This window comes from Actinospineispora acaciae DSM 45401 (assembly GCF_000620785.1).
GTDB lineage: Bacteria > Actinomycetota > Actinomycetes > Mycobacteriales > Pseudonocardiaceae > Pseudonocardia > Pseudonocardia acaciae.
In genome coordinates this window covers 1,639,418-1,655,722 of sequence record NZ_JIAI01000001.1, presented here as the reverse complement: position 1 = coordinate 1,655,722, position 16,305 = coordinate 1,639,418, and the positions used below count along the sequence as shown (strand labels likewise).

17 protein-coding genes are annotated in these 16,305 nt (G+C 73.1%); 12 read left to right on the top strand and 5 right to left on the bottom strand.

Annotation, left to right across the window (positions count from 1 at the left end):
* The first annotated feature begins 2 nt into the window (after positions 1-2).
* Together N912_RS0107985 and N912_RS0107980 are read left to right on the top strand one after the other, a co-directional pair.
* Entirely contained in the window at positions 3-401 is a 399-nt protein-coding gene (locus N912_RS0107985) for a hypothetical protein (RefSeq protein WP_156993251.1), read from the top strand.
* 191 nt (positions 402-592) lie between these two features.
* Positions 593-1,216: a hypothetical protein gene (locus N912_RS0107980; RefSeq protein WP_028922031.1), complete on the top strand. Its 624-nt coding sequence runs from the start codon at positions 593-595 to the stop codon at positions 1,214-1,216.
* Here the strand turns inward: N912_RS0107980 and N912_RS0107975 are convergent.
* From N912_RS0107975 to N912_RS0107955, 5 genes are read right to left on the bottom strand one after another with little or no spacing between them, the layout of a single operon-like run.
* Positions 1,213-1,932 carry an arginase family protein gene (locus N912_RS0107975; RefSeq protein WP_028922030.1) on the bottom strand — a complete coding sequence of 240 codons (720 nt, stop codon included), beginning with the start codon at positions 1,930-1,932 and terminating at the stop codon, positions 1,213-1,215. The two genes, N912_RS0107980 and N912_RS0107975, sit on opposite strands and share 4 nt — an antisense overlap.
* 9 nt (positions 1,933-1,941) lie before the next feature.
* On the bottom strand, positions 1,942-2,247 hold the full coding sequence (locus N912_RS0107970; RefSeq protein ID WP_028922029.1) for an NIPSNAP family protein: 306 nt from the start codon (positions 2,245-2,247) through the stop codon (positions 1,942-1,944).
* 27 nt (positions 2,248-2,274) lie between these two features.
* Positions 2,275-3,165 carry a non-homologous end-joining DNA ligase gene (ligD, locus tag N912_RS0107965; protein WP_028922028.1) on the bottom strand — a complete coding sequence of 297 codons (891 nt, stop codon included), beginning with the start codon at positions 3,163-3,165 and terminating at the stop codon, positions 2,275-2,277.
* Positions 3,162-4,175: a non-homologous end-joining DNA ligase gene (gene ligD, locus N912_RS0107960; RefSeq protein ID WP_028922027.1), complete on the bottom strand. Its 1,014-nt coding sequence runs from the start codon at positions 4,173-4,175 to the stop codon at positions 3,162-3,164. Before ligD (N912_RS0107960) ends, ligD (N912_RS0107965) begins: the two co-directional genes overlap by 4 nt.
* Complete coding sequence (locus tag N912_RS0107955) at positions 4,175-4,732, bottom strand: DNA polymerase ligase N-terminal domain-containing protein (RefSeq protein WP_028922026.1); 558 nt, start codon at positions 4,730-4,732, stop codon at positions 4,175-4,177. The genes ligD (N912_RS0107960) and N912_RS0107955 overlap by 1 nt, the downstream gene beginning before the upstream one ends.
* An 83-nt stretch (positions 4,733-4,815) precedes the next feature.
* Between N912_RS0107955 and fdh the strand changes: the two genes are divergently transcribed.
* The 10 genes from fdh (at position 4,816) to N912_RS0107900 (ending at position 16,303) form a co-directional block, all read left to right on the top strand.
* Positions 4,816-8,073, top strand: a complete 3,258-nt coding sequence (fdh, locus tag N912_RS0107945) for a formate dehydrogenase (RefSeq protein ID WP_211261146.1) — start codon at positions 4,816-4,818, stop codon at positions 8,071-8,073.
* Between the two features lie 31 nt (positions 8,074-8,104).
* Complete coding sequence (locus N912_RS0107940; protein WP_064745215.1) at positions 8,105-8,863, top strand: 4Fe-4S dicluster domain-containing protein; 759 nt, start codon at positions 8,105-8,107, stop codon at positions 8,861-8,863.
* A complete protein-coding gene (gene nrfD, locus N912_RS50240; RefSeq protein ID WP_051579814.1) occupies positions 8,860-9,804 on the top strand; it encodes an NrfD/PsrC family molybdoenzyme membrane anchor subunit in 945 nt (314 codons plus the stop codon). The genes N912_RS0107940 and nrfD overlap by 4 nt, the downstream gene beginning before the upstream one ends.
* A gap of 42 nt (positions 9,805-9,846) precedes the next feature.
* A complete protein-coding gene (locus N912_RS50235; RefSeq protein WP_064745171.1) occupies positions 9,847-10,722 on the top strand; it encodes a LysR family transcriptional regulator in 876 nt (291 codons plus the stop codon).
* Between the two features lie 60 nt (positions 10,723-10,782).
* Positions 10,783-11,745 carry an AraC-like ligand-binding domain-containing protein gene (locus N912_RS0107925; RefSeq protein ID WP_028922022.1) on the top strand — a complete coding sequence of 321 codons (963 nt, stop codon included), beginning with the start codon at positions 10,783-10,785 and terminating at the stop codon, positions 11,743-11,745.
* A gap of 163 nt (positions 11,746-11,908) precedes the next feature.
* Complete coding sequence (locus N912_RS0107920; RefSeq protein WP_028922021.1) at positions 11,909-12,493, top strand: ATP-binding protein; 585 nt, start codon at positions 11,909-11,911, stop codon at positions 12,491-12,493.
* A 95-nt stretch (positions 12,494-12,588) separates the two neighbouring features.
* Positions 12,589-13,755: an NAD(P)/FAD-dependent oxidoreductase gene (locus N912_RS0107915; RefSeq protein ID WP_028922020.1), complete on the top strand. Its 1,167-nt coding sequence runs from the start codon at positions 12,589-12,591 to the stop codon at positions 13,753-13,755.
* Positions 13,752-14,003, top strand: coding sequence for a (2Fe-2S)-binding protein (locus N912_RS0107910; protein WP_028922019.1), 252 nt, complete (start codon positions 13,752-13,754; stop codon positions 14,001-14,003). The genes N912_RS0107915 and N912_RS0107910 overlap by 4 nt, the downstream gene beginning before the upstream one ends.
* Positions 13,996-15,423, top strand: coding sequence for an FAD-dependent oxidoreductase (locus N912_RS50230; protein ID WP_051579812.1), 1,428 nt, complete (start codon positions 13,996-13,998; stop codon positions 15,421-15,423). Before N912_RS0107910 ends, N912_RS50230 begins: the two co-directional genes overlap by 8 nt.
* Positions 15,407-16,303: a dihydrodipicolinate synthase family protein gene (locus N912_RS0107900; RefSeq protein WP_028922018.1), complete on the top strand. Its 897-nt coding sequence runs from the start codon at positions 15,407-15,409 to the stop codon at positions 16,301-16,303. The genes N912_RS50230 and N912_RS0107900 overlap by 17 nt, the downstream gene beginning before the upstream one ends.
* Positions 16,304-16,305 lie beyond the last annotated feature (2 nt).

Below are 16,305 nucleotides of genomic sequence, written 5' to 3'. Positions count from 1 at the left end.
CCGTGCTTCAACGCAGGCCCGGCAAGCAGGCGCGGAAGCGGGCACCCATCCGGGCCCGACGGCTGCTCTGGGTGATCGTGCTGTTGGACGTGATGGTCGCGGCGTGGATGACGGTGGCCGGGGAGTGGCTGGACCGCTCGCCGTTGACCTCTGTCGCCACCCTGGGCGGCCATCACGTGGTCGTGCTGGCGCTGGCGCTGACCGGCTTCGCCGTGCTCGCCGTTCTGGCCCCGTTGACCGCCGGCTTCACGACCGCCAACGGGAGCCAGCGGGCCGGGATCGCGGTCGCCGGTGTCGCCTCGGCGGTGGCGCTGGCCGGGGTCCTGTCGGTCGCCGCGCTCGTCGTCGTGCTGGCCCTGCTCGTGGTGATCATCGGATGGGTATTGTCCAGGTCCGGTTGATTGCTTCGACTCGGTGAGGCCGGGTTGTTGGCAATGCATGGCGATAACGCCATGGTGTACACCGGGGTACCCGTCTGGATGCGATTATGTCACGGACCGTTGGCATAGTGGTGCACTGAATATGTGGAGCCCACCGTTCAATCAAAGGCCGCGCGCGCTATGATCCAATCCTCTCGAACGGGGAGAACATTATGGCGTCCGGCGTGCTCGCGCGCGGTGTCACTGTCGTGCTGGAGCGGCTGGGCACGCACATGTGGGGATTTCCGCCGCGCCTGATGGCGCCCATCGTGGTCGAGCTTCGCCCGATGCGCACGGTGGTCTGGTTCGTGTGGAACATGCCCCGGTACGAGCGCACGCTCAGGGCATTCGGCCCGGTCCGCACCCACCTGATCTGCACGCTCATCTCGCTGGTCAACGGCTGCCGGTACTGCACCTACGCCCACGGCCGCGCGCTGCAGCTGGCGTACCTGCACCACTACCAGCGGCTGTTCCCGCTTAGCGAGCACGCCATCGGGCGGCTGCGCGGCATGCCGCCGGGCGCCATCAGGCACTGCATGGTGACCGCCGCGCACAACGCCGGGCTCTACAACGAGGTTCGCTGGCTGGACCGGGCCATCGAGCTGACCCTCGCCGAGGACCGCAGCCCGACCGAGCGCGACGACGTGCGCGTCTCGCACCTGGTCCGCATGTTCAGCGTGCTGAACTCGGTGGCGATCGCCAGCAACATCGATCCGGACGAGGCGCACTCCCCGCTCAACAAGGATCGCGCCCTCACGCTGCGCTATGACAACCTGCGCGCGGCCACCGGCACCTAGGCCAGCTCAGCGGCCAGTCCGGCGATGAGCTTCTCGGCGCCGGCGCCCGGTTTCCAGGTGCATGCCAGGCCGATGGCCACGACGTTGCCCGCGGCGAGCACCGACCGGACGGCCGCCGCGACCTCCGGTAGGCGTGGGCCCGCGGCCACCGGGAAGAGCAGGCCGGGCAGGTCCCGTTCGTCGACGACGTCGACGTCGATGTGCAGGTAGGTGGGGCCGTCCGGAATCGGGAGCGCGTCGATCGGCACGTGCCGGACCGCCGCGCCGGAGAGGTACTCGACCTCCGGAGGGTCGAGGTCCCGCGCGTCGACGAGCACGACGTCGCTTTCGGGGACCGGCCGCAGGCCGATGTGCTCGGCGACCGTGCGGTCGGCCCCGCCGACGATCTGGCGCAGCGGCATTCCGCCGAGATACCCGGACGTCGATGTCTCGGGTGTCTGGACGTCGCCGTGCGCGTCGAACCAGACGATCGACGGCTCGACCCCCGCGCGTTGCAGCCCGGCAACCACGCCCATTGACGTGGTGCAATCGCCGGAGACCACCATTGGTCGCTGGGTTTCCGCTACCGTCGCCGCGACATTTTCATAAAGTGCGGCCATTCGCTCCCAGGGCGTGCCATCGGGCAATTCGGGATCAACGGTCAGGTCGGTGGGCACCGGCGACTCGAACCGAGGCAGGCGCGTGTCGAGATGAAACGGGACGAGAACAACCGTCATTGATCTAGTCTAGGGCAGCAACGGCCTCATGAAGGTGCGTTCGTAGCGCAGGACGCACCCGCTCTCGTCGCGGATCCTGTCGGCGGCGACGAAGTCCGGATGCCGCCCGAAGAGCTGGCGATACCGCTCATAGGCGGCCAGGCCGGGGAAGCTGAACAGCGCGAGGGCCTTGTCGCTGGCGCCCTCGGCGGGCAGGAAGTAGCCGTGGTGCGTGCCGCCGTGCTCGTTCACCAGCTCGATCCAGCGCCGGGCGAAGCGCTCGAACTCCGCGAGCTTGGCCGGATCGATCGTATAGTCCACCACGCACGTGATCATGCGAGCCCCTCCGGTGTCGGTCGTCGCCTACCGACCGTCATCCTCCCGGCGCAGCCGCTCGAGCGCGGTCTCGGCGGGCCGGGCGTGGCGGTCGATCTCCGACCAGGGGTCGCCCTTGCGGGCCAGCCGCCTGCGCACGCTGGCCAGGTCGTGCTGTGCGGGGCGGATCCGTCCGAGCTCGCCGAACTCCAGCGGGGTGGCCACCGGCGCGCCCGGCCTGGCGCGCGGGGAGTACGGGGTGACGGCGGTCTGGGCGTAGGCGTTGCGCGCGACGTCCAGGAAGATCCGGTCGCCCCGGTTGGCGATGCGCTGCTCGGTGGTGCGCCGGTCCGGGTCGGCGGCGGCGAGGCGCTCGGCGATGCCCTTGGCCAGCTCGCGGACCCGGTCGAACGGCGCGGACCCGGTGAGCGGGGCCACGACGTGGTAGCCGCTGCCGCCGGTGGCCATCAGGAACGGGGCCAGGCTCAGCTCGTCGAGCAGGTCCCTGGTCGCGCGGGCGGTCTCGCGCAGCGCGTCGAGGTCCTCGGCCTCCGGCGGGTCGAGGTCGATCACGAGCAGGTCGGGGTTGTCGAGCCGGTCGGAGCGGGACAGCCAGCGGTGCAGCTCCAGGCAGGCCTGGTTGGCGAGGAACCGCAGCGTGTCGCGATCGCCGGCCACGACGTGGGTCACCTCGCCTCGCTGGTTGTCGGCGGGCACGGTGACGGTCGGGGTCCGGTCCGGGAGGTTGGCGGGGGCCTGCTTCTGGAAGAAGCCGTCGCCGTCCAGCCCGTCCGGGAACCGGTTGAGCACCAGCGGCCGCCGGCTCAGGTGCGGCAGCATCACGTCCGCGACCTCGTCGAAGTACTCGGCGAGATCGCGCTTGGCGTAGCCCGGGTCGGGATAGAGCACCTTGTCCGGACGGCTGACCTGGACGGTCATGAAGGGACCTCCCTGACCACCTGGTTGGCGGGCTTGTCGTGGCGCAGCCCCTGGTAGCGGGGGTGGCGCAGCCGGCCGTCCCGGGTCCACTCGGTGAACCCGACCTGCGCGACCAGCTCCGGCCGCACCCAGTGTGGGCCGCGTTCGGGCACCCGGTCGACGAACGGCGAGCGCTCCCGGCCCAGCTCGTCGAAGCGGCGCCGCAGCGCGCGGAGCGTGGCGGTGTCGAACCCGGTGCCGACCTTGCCGGCGTAGCGCAGCTCGGGCGGGTCGCGGCGCCGGTCGTAGTAGCCGAGCAGCAGCGCGCCGAAGCCCACCCGCGAACCGCTGGGATCGGTGTAGCCGCCGATGACGAACTCCTGGTCGGCCACGCACTTGAACTTCAGCCAGTCGCCGGACCGCCCGTGCTGGTAGGTGGAGTGGGCCCGCTTGGCGATCAGCCCCTCCCAGCCGTTCGCGCAGGCCTCCGTCAGGTACCGCTCGCCGTCGGCGTTGCGGTGGTTGCTGTATCTGATCGGGTCCTCGAACTCGAGCGCCGCGTGCAGCACCCGCTTGCGGGCCCGCAGCGGGAGCGCGCGCAGGTCGTGCGTGCCGAGGACGAGCAGGTCGAACAGGTACAGGTGGACGGCGACCCCGGTGGCCCTGGCCCGGCGCGGGTCGGTGAGCCCGAGGCGGGACTGCAGGCGCGCGAAGCTGGTCTGGGCGCCGTCGAACGCCACCACCTCCCCGTCGGCGACCAGCTCGGGCGGGGCGTGAGCGTCCAGCGCCTCCACCAGCTCGGGGTAGCTGCTGCCGACCTGCTTACGGTTGCGGGAGTACAGCTCGGTGCGCCCGCCGTAGCGGACCACGAGCGTGCGCACCCCGTCCAGCTTGCGCTCGAACAGCCACCCGGGATCGGAGAAGTAGTCGTCGGTGAGGGTGGCCAGCATCGGCGGGTGGAACGCCGGGCCGTCGCTGGGGCGCAGCAGCGCGCGATCCTCGTCGGTGAGCGTGTCGAGCGGGTCGGCCATCACAGGTCCTCGTTGGCGCGGCCCGAGAGCACCGACTCGGGCTCACCCTCGACGGTGTGCCGGCCGCGCTCGGCCTCGCCGTCGTCCACCTTCACCAGCAGCCAGTTCCGGTCGTCGCCCCGGAGCTTGGTGTGGGTGAGGGCGTACCCGCCGGCCATCTTCCGGCCGTGCAGCCGCACCTTGAGGTGCCCGTCGGCCAGGCCATCGGACAGGTCCTTCTTGCCGAGGTTGTCGAAGGGGCCGGTGTCCCAGACGATCACGGTGCCCGCGCCGTACTCGCCCTCCGGGATGCGGCCCTCGAAGTCCAGGTAGTCCAGCGGGTGGTCCTCGGTGCGGGTGGCCAGGCGCTTGTCGGACGGGTCGGCGGACGGCCCCTTGGGCACCGCCCAGGACACCAGCACGCCGTCGATCTCCAGGCGGAAGTCGAAGTGCAGGCTGCTGGCGTCGTGGCGCTGCACCACGAACCGGGGCCGGTCGGACTCGGCAGGGGAGGAGCCGGAGGGCTCGCCGGAGCGGCGCGTGTCCCGTTTCGAGCGGTAGTCGGACAGGTCGGGCATGCCGGTGGCTACCCGCCCCGTCCGTGCTCACACACCCCCCACCGAGGGAGTTTCTCCGCCCGGCGCCCGGGTACAGGCGGCTCATGGGGTTGCGCGACCTGATCCAGGCCTGGCCGGTGTACCGGCAGCTCACCGGCGACGACCGGATGGGCACCGGGGCGGCGGCGAAGAGCAGGGCCACCGAGGCCCTCCGGCCGAGGGTGCGCACGGCGGACCGGGTGGTGAAGTCGGTCTGCCCGTTCTGCGCGGTGGGCTGCGGGCAGGACGTCTACGTGGCGAACGACCGGGTGACGCAGATCGAGGGCGATAAGGACTCGCCGGTCAGCCGGGGACGGCTGTGCCCGCGCGGTTCGTCGAGCCTGCAGCTGACCACGGGCCCGGCGCGGGAGTACCGGGTGCGCTACCGCCGCCCGCACGGCACCGAGTGGGAGGACCTGGACCTGGACACCGCGATGGACATGATCGCGGACCGGGTGATCGCCGCGCGGCGCGAGGGCTGGCAGTGGGAGGTCGACGGCAAGCGCACCCGCCGCACCCTGGGGCTGGCCAGCCTGGGCGGGGCCACGCTGGACAACGAGGAGAACTACCTGATCAAGAAGTTGTTCACCGCGCTGGGCGCGATCCAGATCGAGAACCAGGCGCGCATTTGACACTCCGCCACCGTCCCCAGTCTGGGGACCAGCTTCGGCCGGGGCGGCGCCACCACCTTCCAGCAGGACCTGGCCAACTCGGACTGCATCGTCATCCAGGGCTCGAACATGGCCGAGTGCCATCCCGTCGGCTTCCAGTGGATCATGGAGGCGAAGGCGCGCGGCGCCACGGTGGTCCACGTCGACCCCCGGTTCACCCGCACCAGCGCGCTGGCCGACCTGCACGTGCCGCTGCGCGCGGGCAGCGACATCGCGTTCCTCGGCGGCATCATCAACCACGTCCTGACCGAGGAGAAGTACTTCCGCGACTACGTGCTGGCCTACACCAATGCGGCGACCCTCGTCACCGAGGACTTCCGGGACACGGAAGACCTGGACGGAGTCTTCTCCGGTTTGGACGTCGACGAGCGGGTGTACGACTTCCACACCTGGCAGTACGAGGGCACCGAGGTGCAGGCCGCGTCCGGCGAGCGCGAGCAGGTCGCGGCGGACAGGTACCGCTCGGCGGCCATCAGCCGGGCGGCCCGGGGCGAGGCGCACGGCTCCGGCGGGGCGCACGTGCCCGGCGGCGCGCCGCGCGACGAGACGCTCACCCACCCGCGCTGCGTGCTGCGGGTCCTGCAACGCCACTTCGCCCGCTACACCCCGGAGCTGGTGGCGGACACCTGCGGGGTGCCGGTCGAAACGTTTCAGAAGGTCTGTGAGCTGCTCACCGCGAACTCCGGCCGGGACAGGACCAGCGCGTTCGTCTACTCCGTCGGCTGGACGCAGCACAGCACCGGCGTGCAGTTCATCAGGGCGGCGTCGATCCTGCAGACCCTGCTGGGCAACATCGGCCGGCCCGGCGGCGGGATCCTGGCGCTGCGCGGGCACGCCTCCATCCAGGGCTCGACGGACATCCCGACCCTGTTCGACCTGCTGCCCGGCTACATCCCGATGCCGCACGCGCACAGCAAGCCCGGCCTGGACGCGTTCGTCGAGGCCGAGCGCACCGACAAGGGCTTCTGGGCGGAGCTGCGCGCCTACCTGGTGAGCCTGCTCAAGGCGTACTGGGGCGACGCGGCGACCGAGGAGAACGAGTTCTGCTTCGACTACCTGCCCCGGCTCACCGGCAGCCACAGCACGTACGAGACGGTGATGGCCCAGCTCGCCGGCGAGTGCACCGGCTACATCGTGTACGGGGAGAACCCCGCGGTCGGCTCGTCCAACGCGAAGATGCAGCGGCTCGGCATGGCCAACCTGGACTGGCTGGTGGTGCGGGACTTCTCGCTGATCGAGTCGGCGACCTGGTGGCGGGACGGCCCGGAGATCGAGACCGGCGAGCTGCGCATCGAGGACATCGGCACCGAGGTGTTCTTCCTGCCCGCCGCCGCGCACACCGAGAAGGACGGCAGCTTCACCAACACCCAGCGGCTGCTGCAGTGGCACCACCGGGCCGTCGAGCCGGCCGGCGACGCCCGCAGCGATCTGTGGTTCACCTACCACCTCGGCCGGCGGATCCGCGAGAAGCTGGCCGGCTCGACCGACGAGCGCGACCGGCCGCTGCTGGACCTGGCCTGGGACTACCCGACCCACGGCCGCCTGGACGAACCGGACGCCGAGGCGGTGCTGGCCGAGATCAACGGATGGGACGCGGACGGCAAGCCGCTGTCGTCCTACCCGCAGCTCGCCGGCGACGGCTCCACCGCGTGCGGGTGCTGGATCTACTGCGGCGTCTACGCCGACGGCGTCAACCAGGCCGCCCGCCGCAAGCCCGGCGGCCAGCAGAGCTGGGTGGCCCCCGAGTGGGGCTGGGCATGGCCGGCCAACCGCCGCCTGCTCTACAACCGCGCGTCCGCCGACCCGCAGGGCAGGCCGTGGAGCGAGCGCAAGGCGTACCTGTGGTGGGACGCCGAGGAGGGCCGCTGGACAGGTCACGACATCGCGGACTTCCCGCCCACCACCGCGCCGGACCACGTGCCGGAAGACGACGCCACCGGCGCGGCCGCGCTGTCCGGCACCGACCCGTTCATCATGCAGGCCGACGGCAAGGCGTGGCTGTACGCGCCGGCCGGCCTGGTCGACGGCCCGTTGCCCACGCACTACGAGCCGCAGGAGTCGCCGGTCGACAACCCGCTGTACCGCCAGCGCCGCAACCCGGTCCGCCAGGTGACGACCTTCGCCCACCCGCACGACAGGTTCCAGCCCAGCGGCCACGAGCCGGGCGCGGAGGTGTACCCGTACCCGCTGACCACCTACCGGATCGCCGAGCACCACACCGCCGGCGGCATGACCCGCTGGCAGCCCTACCTGGCCGAGCTGGCGCCGGAGATGTTCTGCGAGGTGTCCCCGGAGCTGGCCGCCGAGCGCGGGCTGACCCACGGCGGCTGGGCGACGATCATCAGCGCCCGCTCGGCCATCGAGGCCAGGGTGATGGTCACCGACCGGATCGCCCCGCTGACCGTGGCCGGGCGCACCCTGCACCAGGTCGGGCTGCCCTACCACTGGGGCACCAGCGGGCTGGTCACCGGCGACGCCGCGAACGACCTCACCCACATGGCGCTGGACCCGAACACCCACATCATGGAGACCAAGGCCCTGACCTGCGACATCCGCCCGGGCCGCCGCCCAAGGGGCCGGGCGCTGACCGCGCTGGTCGCCGCGTACCAGAAGCGGGCCGGCATCACCGAGCACACCGGAACGGAGGTGTGAGTTGACCGCCGTCGACCTGCCCCAGCCCAGGATGGGGTTCTTCACCGACACCTCGGTCTGCATCGGCTGCAAGGCCTGCGAGGTGGCCTGCAAGGAGTGGAACGCGGTGCCCGAGGACGGCCTGGACTTCACCGGGATGTCCATGGACAACACCGTGGGGCTCGGCGCCGACACCTGGCGGCACGTGGCGTTCATCGAGCAGCGCAGGCCGGCCGGCGAGATGCGCTGGCTGATGTCCTCGGACGTGTGCAAGCACTGCACGCACGCCGCGTGCCTGGACGTCTGCCCGACCGGGGCGCTGTTTCGCACCGAGTTCGACACCGTCGTGGTGCAGGAGGACATCTGCAACGGCTGCGGCTACTGCATCCCGGCCTGCCCGTACGGCGTGATCGACCAGCGCAAGGAGGACGGCAGGGCGTGGAAGTGCACGCTCTGCTACGACCGGCTCGGCGACGGCATGGAACCGGCGTGCGCCAAGGCGTGCCCGACCGACTCCATCCAGTTCGGGCCGCTGGACGAGCTGCGCGAGCGGGCCGACGCCCGGCTGGCCGACCTGCTCGACGACGGCGTGGACGAGGCGCGGCTCTACGGGCGTGACCCGGACGACGGCGTCGGCGGCGACGGGGCGTTCTTCCTGCTGCTCGACGAGCCGGAGGTGTACGGGCTGCCGCCGGACCCGGTGGTGACCACCCGCGACCTGCCGTCCATGTGGCGGCACGTGGGGCTGGCCGCGCTGGGCCTGGTCGGCGGGGCGGTGGCGGCGTTCCTGGGGCGGGGGGCACGGAGGTGAGCCGACCGGTGGTGCCGAAGGCGGAGTTCGGGTCGTACTACGGGCGGCCGGTGCTCAACCCGCCGGTCTGGCGCAGCCCCGAGATCCCCGGGTACCTCTTCCTCGGCGGGCTGGCGGGTGCCTCTTCGCTGCTCGGCGCGGGGGCGACGGCGACCGGGAGGCCCGGGCTGGCGCGGGTGAGCAAGCTCGGGGCGTTCGGCGCCGGGCTGCTCTCGGTGGGGGCGCTGGTGCACGACCTGGGCCGGCCGGCGCGGTTCCTCAACATGCTGCGCGTGTTCAAGGTGACCTCGCCGATGAGCGTGGGCTCCTGGCTGCTCGCCGGCTACGTGCCGCTGGCCGGCGCGGCGGCGGTCTCGGCGGCCACCGGCCGGGTGCCCCGGATCGGGGTGGCCGCCACGGCGGGGTCGGCGCTGCTCGGGCCGGCCGTCGCCTCCTACACCGCCGCGCTGGTCAGCGACACGGCGGTGCCGGCCTGGCACGAGGGGCACCGCGAGATGCCGTACCTATTCGTCGGCTCGGCGGCGACGGCGGCCGGCGGGCTGGGGCTGCTCGCCGCCCCCACCGGCGAGCACCGACCGGCCCGCCGGCTGGCCCTGGTCGGGGTCGCGACCGAGCTTGCCGCGCTGTCCGTCATGCGCCGTCGCCTCGGCATGGTCGCCGAGCCGTACTCCACCGGCACCGGCGGCCGGTACCTGCGCGCGGCCACCGCGCTCTCGGCCGCCGGCACGGCCGGGGCGCTGCTCGGGCGCCGCTCCCGGCTGGCCTCCGCGCTGTCCGGCGCCGCGCTGCTGGCGGCCTCGGCGTGCACCCGGTGGGGGATCTTCCACGGCGGCCGCGCGTCGGCGGCCGACCCGCGCTACACGGTGGAGCCCCAGCGCCGTGCACGGGATCGCAACCGCGGTACACCCGAGGGCAATGACCCCGCTGCCGGATCCGGGTGAGACTTCGCCACGCGAATGGGTGGTCGCGGGGGGGAGTGAGGGGTGGCGGACGTCGATCTTCGGTTGCTGAGGTACTTCGTGGCGGTGGCCGAGGAGCGCAACTTCACGCGGGCGGCCGAGCGGCTGGTGATGACGCAGGGGGCGCTCTCGCGCGCGATCCGGTCCCTGGAGGCGTTCGTGGGCACCCCGCTGCTGGTGCGGGGCTACCGGGAGGTCACCACGACCGAGGCCGGCCAGGTGCTGCTGCGCCACGCCAGGGGCCTGGACGAGCAGACCACCGAGGCGCTCCGGCTGGCCCGGCGGGCCGCGACCGCCACCCCCCGGCTGACGGTGGTCGCGGGCGGATGGGACGTCTCGATCCTGGAGACGCTGGTCAGCTCCTACAACTTCACCAACCCCGGGGTGCCGGCCGAGGCTCGGATGGAGGGCGCCGCCGACGTCGCGCTGGTGCGCGACCCGTTCGACGAGGATCCCGGCCTGGACGGCGACGAGCTGTTCTCCGAACCCCGGGTCGTGCTGCTGCCCAACGACCACCCGCTGGCCGCCCGCGACCGGCTGGAGCTCGCGCAGCTGGACGGCTCGGCGGTGATCCGCCCGGGCGCCGGCCTCGAGGACCGGTCCGCGCTGTGGCCGCCCGAGCCGGCGGAGCCCTGGGCCCCGGGCCCGGCCATCAGCGACACCTGCCAGATCCGCGCGTACGTGCGGCTGGGGCAGGCGATCACGTTCGTGCCCCGGTCGATCGGCACCGCCATGGCCGGCCGAGGGCTGCGCGCGATACGCGTGCTGGACTGCCCGCACTCCACGATGCGGATCGTCTGGCGGCGCGCCAGCACCTCGCGGGCCACCGCCGGCTTCGTCAGGCACGCCCACAACCACATCGACGACCTCACCCGTTCGCCCTCGCTCCACGCGCTCTGACCCACCGCTCGGGCACGGGCGCGCCACACCGCCGGGTAGAGTTCTGGCGGAGGTTCGTTCGTGATCACGGGGGAGTTCCACGCCGACAGGCTGCCGCGCGCCGAGCGGCTGGACGCCGAGCGGCAGCTGATCGCCGACAATGCGCTGGTCCCGATCGACGTCCGGTTGGACCACGGGCCGGAGGTGGCCAGCCGGATGGTCGCCGGCGAGCTCGGCGACGTGCAGGTCCTGGAGTGGCGGACCGGCGCGCGCGAGGTGCGGCGGACCGCCCGGCACATCCGCCGCTCGGATCCCGAGCTGTTCCAGATCGAGGTCGCCGGGCCGGGCGAGGTGTGCGTCGAGCAGGCCGGCCGGCAGGCCAGGCTGGGCACCGGCGACCTGGCGTTCCTGAACCTGTCCCGCCCGGTGACCTGGCGGCACCGGGCGCGGCGGTTCGTGCTGGCCACGTTCCCGCGCACGCTGCTGCCGCTGCCACCGGACGAGCTGGAGCGGCTCACCGCCGTCCGCATCCCCGGCGACCAGGGCGCCGGCGCGCTGGCCTCGGCCCTGCTGCTTCAGCTGCCCCGATACCTCGAAAGGGCCGCCTCGACGTCACACACCCGGGTCGGCTCCGCGCTGGTCGACCTGGTCGGCGTAGCGCTCGCCGAGCGGCTGGACCGGGTCGACGCGGCTCCCGAGGACGGCCGCCGGCGGGTGCTGCTGGCCCGCATCCACGCGCACATCGAACGCCACCTGGGCGATCCGGCGCTGACCCCGGCGTCCATCGCCGCCGCGCACCACATCTCGGTGCGCTACCTGCACAAGCTGTTCGACGGCTCGGACACCGGCCCGGCGGGCTGGATCCGCCGCCGACGGCTCGAACGCTGCCGCGCCGACCTGCTCGACCCGGCCAACTGGAACCGCCCGGTGGCCGCCGTCGCGGCGGGCCGGGGGTTCACCAACCCGGCGCATTTCAGCCGGCTGTTCCGGGAAACCTACGGACTGCCACCGGGCGAGTTCCGTAATCTGTATGCCGCCCGCTGAGGCGTCGCTCGCCGATCACGACACGACCGGCCGGCGCCGCCGGTGATGATCAGGGTTTCGCTCGATCGTGGGCGGGGTAGACGAGTGCTGCTCGTGCGAGACGTGCGGGCACGACCGGATCCCGGTGTCGTAGGCGTTCGGCCGGCGCGACCCGGCGCCACGAGTGGACGCGGCAGAGAGGGGGCCGGACATCAGCAACCTGTTCAGTGGTGACGGCCACCTCAGGATCGACGGGGCGGGCGGCATCAGCGGCATCAACAGCGCCACGGGCGGCGTGTTCGAGCGGGTGCTCGGCGCGGACGCGGCCGAGCTGGTGTCGCTGCGCCGGGCGTTCCGGGGCTGGCTGCGCAAGGTCGGATGGCCGGCCGAACGAGCCGACGACCTGGTCCTCACCCTGGCCAGGACGATGATCGGCCTGGTGGAGCACGCCCACCCGGCCGGCACCCCCGAGCCGAACCGGGAGCTGCGGGTGCGCGCCGCCCACACGCGTGCCCCCGGCGGCCGGCGGCACGTGGTGGTCGAGGTCGCCGACGCCGGGCCGCTGTCGCCGGTCCGGACCAATCCCGGCGTGTTGTTCGTCGGCTGGTACCACACCGACCCGGGTCGGGACATGACCATCCTGCGGCTGCCGGAGTCGGTGACCAGGAAGCTGAGCGCCCAGGCCGAGCGGGAGGGCCGGCCCCTGGAGGCGATCGCCGCCGACGCGATCGACGCCTACATCGGGTCGTACGCGGCCAGGGGCCTGTAGCCCTCGTCTCAACTCACCGTTGTCTGGGGAGCGGCCGGACAGTAACCTCCTGTGCCATGTGACATTGCACAGTCGCAATGGGCAGGAGGGGTTGCGTGGCCGCGAGCGTCGTCGTCGTGGGCGCGGGCATCATCGGTGCCGCCTGCGCGTTCCATGCCGCCTCGGCGGGCCTGGACGTCACGGTCGTCGATCGCGGGCCGGTCGGGGGCGGGACGACGAGCCGGGGGGAGGGCAACGTCCTGCTCTCGGACAAGGAGCCGGGGCCCGAGCTGGGGCTGGCGCGGTTGAGCCGTGCGCTGTGGTTCGAGGCCGGCGACGAGCTGGGAGCGGACTCGTTCGAGCTGGAGGCCAAGGGTGGCCTGGTGGTCGCGACCGGGCCGGACGGGCTCGCGGCACTCCACGAGCTTGCCGCGCGGCAGGAGGCGGCCGGCGTCCGGGCCGAGCGCGTCGACGGGGTTCAGGAGCTGGAGCCGCACCTCGCGGCCGGGATCCCGGGGGGCGTGTACTACCCGCAAGACGCCCAGGTGCAGCCGGTTCTCGCGGCGGCCGCCCTGCTGCGCGCGGCGGTGGCGCGCGGCGCGCGGGTGCGTACCGGTGAGGTCGCGGGCGCGGTGACCGACGGGGGCGGTCGGGTGGTCGGGGTTCGGACGGCGGGCGGTGACGGGTTGTTCGCCGATGCCGTGGTGAACGCGGCGGGCACCTGGGGCGGCGAGGTCGGCCGCCGGCTCGGCGCGCCGATCGAGGTGCTCCCGCGCCGGGGTTTCATCCTGGTGACCGAGCCGTTGGCGCCGATGGTCCGGCACAAGGTCTACTCGGCCGACTATGTCGCGAACGTGGCCTCCTCCGAGGAGGGGCTGGAGACCTCGTGCGTCGTCGAAGGCACCCGGGGCGGCACGATCCTGATCGGCGCCAGCCGCGAGCGGGTGGGGTTCGACACGACCATGAGGCCGGATGTGGTCGCGACCCTGGCCGCGCAGGCCTGCCGGCTGTTCCCGTTCCTGCGCGGGGTGCATGTGATGCGCGCCTACCGGGGTTTTCGGCCGTACTGCCCCGACCACCTTCCGGTGATCGGCCCGGACCCTCGGGTGGCCGGGGTCATCCACGCGTGCGGGCACGAGGGCGCGGGCATCGGCCTGGCGCCCGGGACCGGCGCGCTGGTGACGGCCCACCTGATCGGGCGTGCCTGGCGCGGGGCGGATCCGGCGGAGCACACCGCGCTGCTGCCGGATCGGCTGGTCCTGCCCGGAGGTGTGCGCGCATGAACGAGATCGTCGTCGACGGGCGGGCGCTGCCGTTCGTGGCCGGGCAGACGGTGGCCGCCGCGCTGGTGGCCGCGGGGCGGGTCGCCTGGCGCACCACCCGGGTCGGGCGCCGTTCGCGCGGGGTCTTCTGCGGGATAGGCGTGTGCTTCGACTGCCTGGTGGCGGTGGACGGGTCCGGCAGGCAGCGGGCGTGCCTGGTGCTGGCCCGGCCGGGGATGACCGTGACGACGGGCGACGTCCATGAGTGAGCCGGTCGACGTCGTCGTCATCGGAGCCGGGCCGGCGGGCATGGCCGCGGCGGCCACGGCGCTGGCCGGGGGGCTGAGCGTCGCGCTCGTCGATTCCGGAAACGCCCTGGGCGGCCAGTTCTGGCGCCATCCGCCGGAGCACGCGCGGGAGGCCATCCGGACCGACGACCTGCACCATCACCTGCGCGAGTACCGCGCGCTGTCCGGTGCGCTGTCCGCCGGGGCGCTTGACGTGCGGTTGCGGCACGACGTGTGGACGGCGGTTGGTGCGGACCGTGGGTTCGACGTGCATGCGGTCGACCGGCGCGAGGAGCCTCGGGAGGCCGCCGTCGTGCTGCGCGCGCGTCGGCTCGTGGTCGCGACCGGGGGCTATGACCGTCAGCTGCCGTTCCCGGGGTGGGACCTGCCGGGGGTGCTCACGATCGGCGGCCTGCAGGCGCTGCTCAAGGGCGGCGGGGTCGCGGCCGGTAGCCGGGTCGCGTTGGGCGGCACGGGCCCGTTCCTGTTGCCGGTGGCCGCCGGGCTCGCGGCGCGCGGGGTCGAGGTCGTCGCGGTGTGTGAGGCCGCGAACCCGCTGGCCTGGCTGCGGCATCCCGGCGCGCTGCTGCGCAACCCGGCGAAGTGGGTCGAAGGCGCCGGGTACGTGCGTCGCGGTGTCCGGGTCCGCCCGCGCACCGCGATCATCGGCGCGCACGGTGTCGACCGGGTCGCATCGGTACGGATCGCCTCGCTGACGCCCGAGGGCAGGCCGCGCCCGGGCACCGAGCGGCGGGTCGAGGTGGACGCGGTGGGCGTCGGCTGGGGGTTCGCGCCGCAGCTCGACCTGCCCGTCACGCTGGGCTGCGCGCTGGCCGACGCCGAGGACGGCAACGCCGTGGTGGCCGTCGACGACGGACAGCGCACCAGCGTGCCCGGGGTGTACGCGGCCGGCGAGGCGTGCGGCATCGGCGGCGCGATGCTGGCACTGCGCGAGGGCCAGCTCGCCGCCGAGTCCGTGCTCGCCGACGCCGGCGCGCCCCCGGCCACCCCGTACCGCCGCCTGGCCGCCGTCCGTTCAGAGGTGGCCCGCCACCGGGCGTTCGCGCGGGCGATGGCGCTGGCCCACCCCGTCCCGCCGGCCTGGTCGGAGTGGCTTACGGACGAGACGGTCGTGTGCCGCTGCGAAGAAGTCACAGCCGCCGCGGTCCGGGCCGCCGAGGCCAGCGACCACCGGCAGGTCAAGCAGCTGACCAGGGCCGGCATGGGCTGGTGCCAGGGCCGGATGTGCGGCCCGGCGGTGCACAGCCTTACCGCGGAACAACAGGCGTACGTCCCCACCGAACGACTGATCGCGACGCCCGTCACGCTCGGAGCGCTCGCGGAAGAGGTGGCGGGGGCGGCGGTGGAGAAAAAGGAGAGCACGCATGGCCGAGACGCGTAAACCCTGGCACGGCGTGATCGTCGCGACCAGCCTGCCGTTCGACGACGACCTGGAGGTCGACTTCGGCGCCTACGGCGAGAGCGTGGCCTGGCTGGCCGAGCAGGGCATGCACGGCGTGGCGCCGAGCGGCTCGCTGGGCGAGTACCAGACGCTGACCCACGACGAGCGCGACCGCGTCGTCGAGACCGCCGTCGCGAACGCCCCCGACGGGTTCACCGTCATGCCCGGCGTCGGCGCCTACGGCGGCCGGGAAGCCAAACGGCACGCCCAGTTCGCCAAGGACGCCGGCTGCCAGGCCGTGATGTGCCTGCCGCCGAACGCCTACCGCGCCGACGACCGCGCCGTCCTGGAGCACTACGAGCTGGTGGCCTCGGTGGGGCTACCGGTCACCGCGTACAACAACCCGATCGACACCAAGGTCGACCTGCGCCCCGAGCTGCTGGCCAAGCTCTACGCCGAGGGCTTCATCGTGGGCGTCAAGGAGTTCTCCGGGGACGTCCGGCGCTGCTACGAGATCGCCGAGCTCGCCCCGGGCCTGGACCTCATGATCGGCACCGACGACACCGTCCTGGAGGTCGCGCTGGCCGGCGGGGTGGGCTGGGTCGCCGGCTACCCGCAGGTCTTCCCCCGCGCCTGCCTCGCGCTCTACGAGGCGTCGCTGGTCGGCGACCTGGAGACCGCCCTGCCGCTGTACCGCCGGCTGCACCCTGTGCTGCGCTGGGACAGCAAGACGGAGTTCATCCAGGCCATCAAGCTCGGCCAGGAGATGATCGGCCGGCGCGGCGGCCGCTGCCGCCCGCCGAGGCAGCCGCTCACGCCCGAGCAGGAGGCAGTGGTACGCAACGCCACCCAGGCCCTGATCGACGCCGGGGTCAACTGACC

Coding starts and splice junctions, on each gene's coding strand:
- N912_RS0107980 (WP_028922031.1), top strand. CDS start 593: ATGGCGTCCGGCGTGCTCGCGCGCGGTGTCACTGTCGTGCTGGAGCGG.
- N912_RS0107975 (WP_028922030.1), bottom strand. CDS start 1,932: ATGACGGTTGTTCTCGTCCCGTTTCATCTCGACACGCGCCTGCCTCGG.
- N912_RS0107970 (WP_028922029.1), bottom strand. CDS start 2,247: ATGATCACGTGCGTGGTGGACTATACGATCGATCCGGCCAAGCTCGCG.
- ligD (WP_028922028.1), bottom strand. CDS start 3,165: ATGACCGTCCAGGTCAGCCGTCCGGACAAGGTGCTCTATCCCGACCCG.
- ligD (WP_028922027.1), bottom strand. CDS start 4,175: ATGGCCGACCCGCTCGACACGCTCACCGACGAGGATCGCGCGCTGCTG.
- N912_RS0107955 (WP_028922026.1), bottom strand. CDS start 4,732: ATGCCCGACCTGTCCGACTACCGCTCGAAACGGGACACGCGCCGCTCC.
- N912_RS0107940 (WP_064745215.1), top strand. CDS start 8,105: ATGGGGTTCTTCACCGACACCTCGGTCTGCATCGGCTGCAAGGCCTGC.
- N912_RS0107910 (WP_028922019.1), top strand. CDS start 13,752: ATGAACGAGATCGTCGTCGACGGGCGGGCGCTGCCGTTCGTGGCCGGG.
- N912_RS50230 (WP_051579812.1), top strand. CDS start 13,996: ATGAGTGAGCCGGTCGACGTCGTCGTCATCGGAGCCGGGCCGGCGGGC.
- N912_RS0107900 (WP_028922018.1), top strand. CDS start 15,407: ATGGCCGAGACGCGTAAACCCTGGCACGGCGTGATCGTCGCGACCAGC.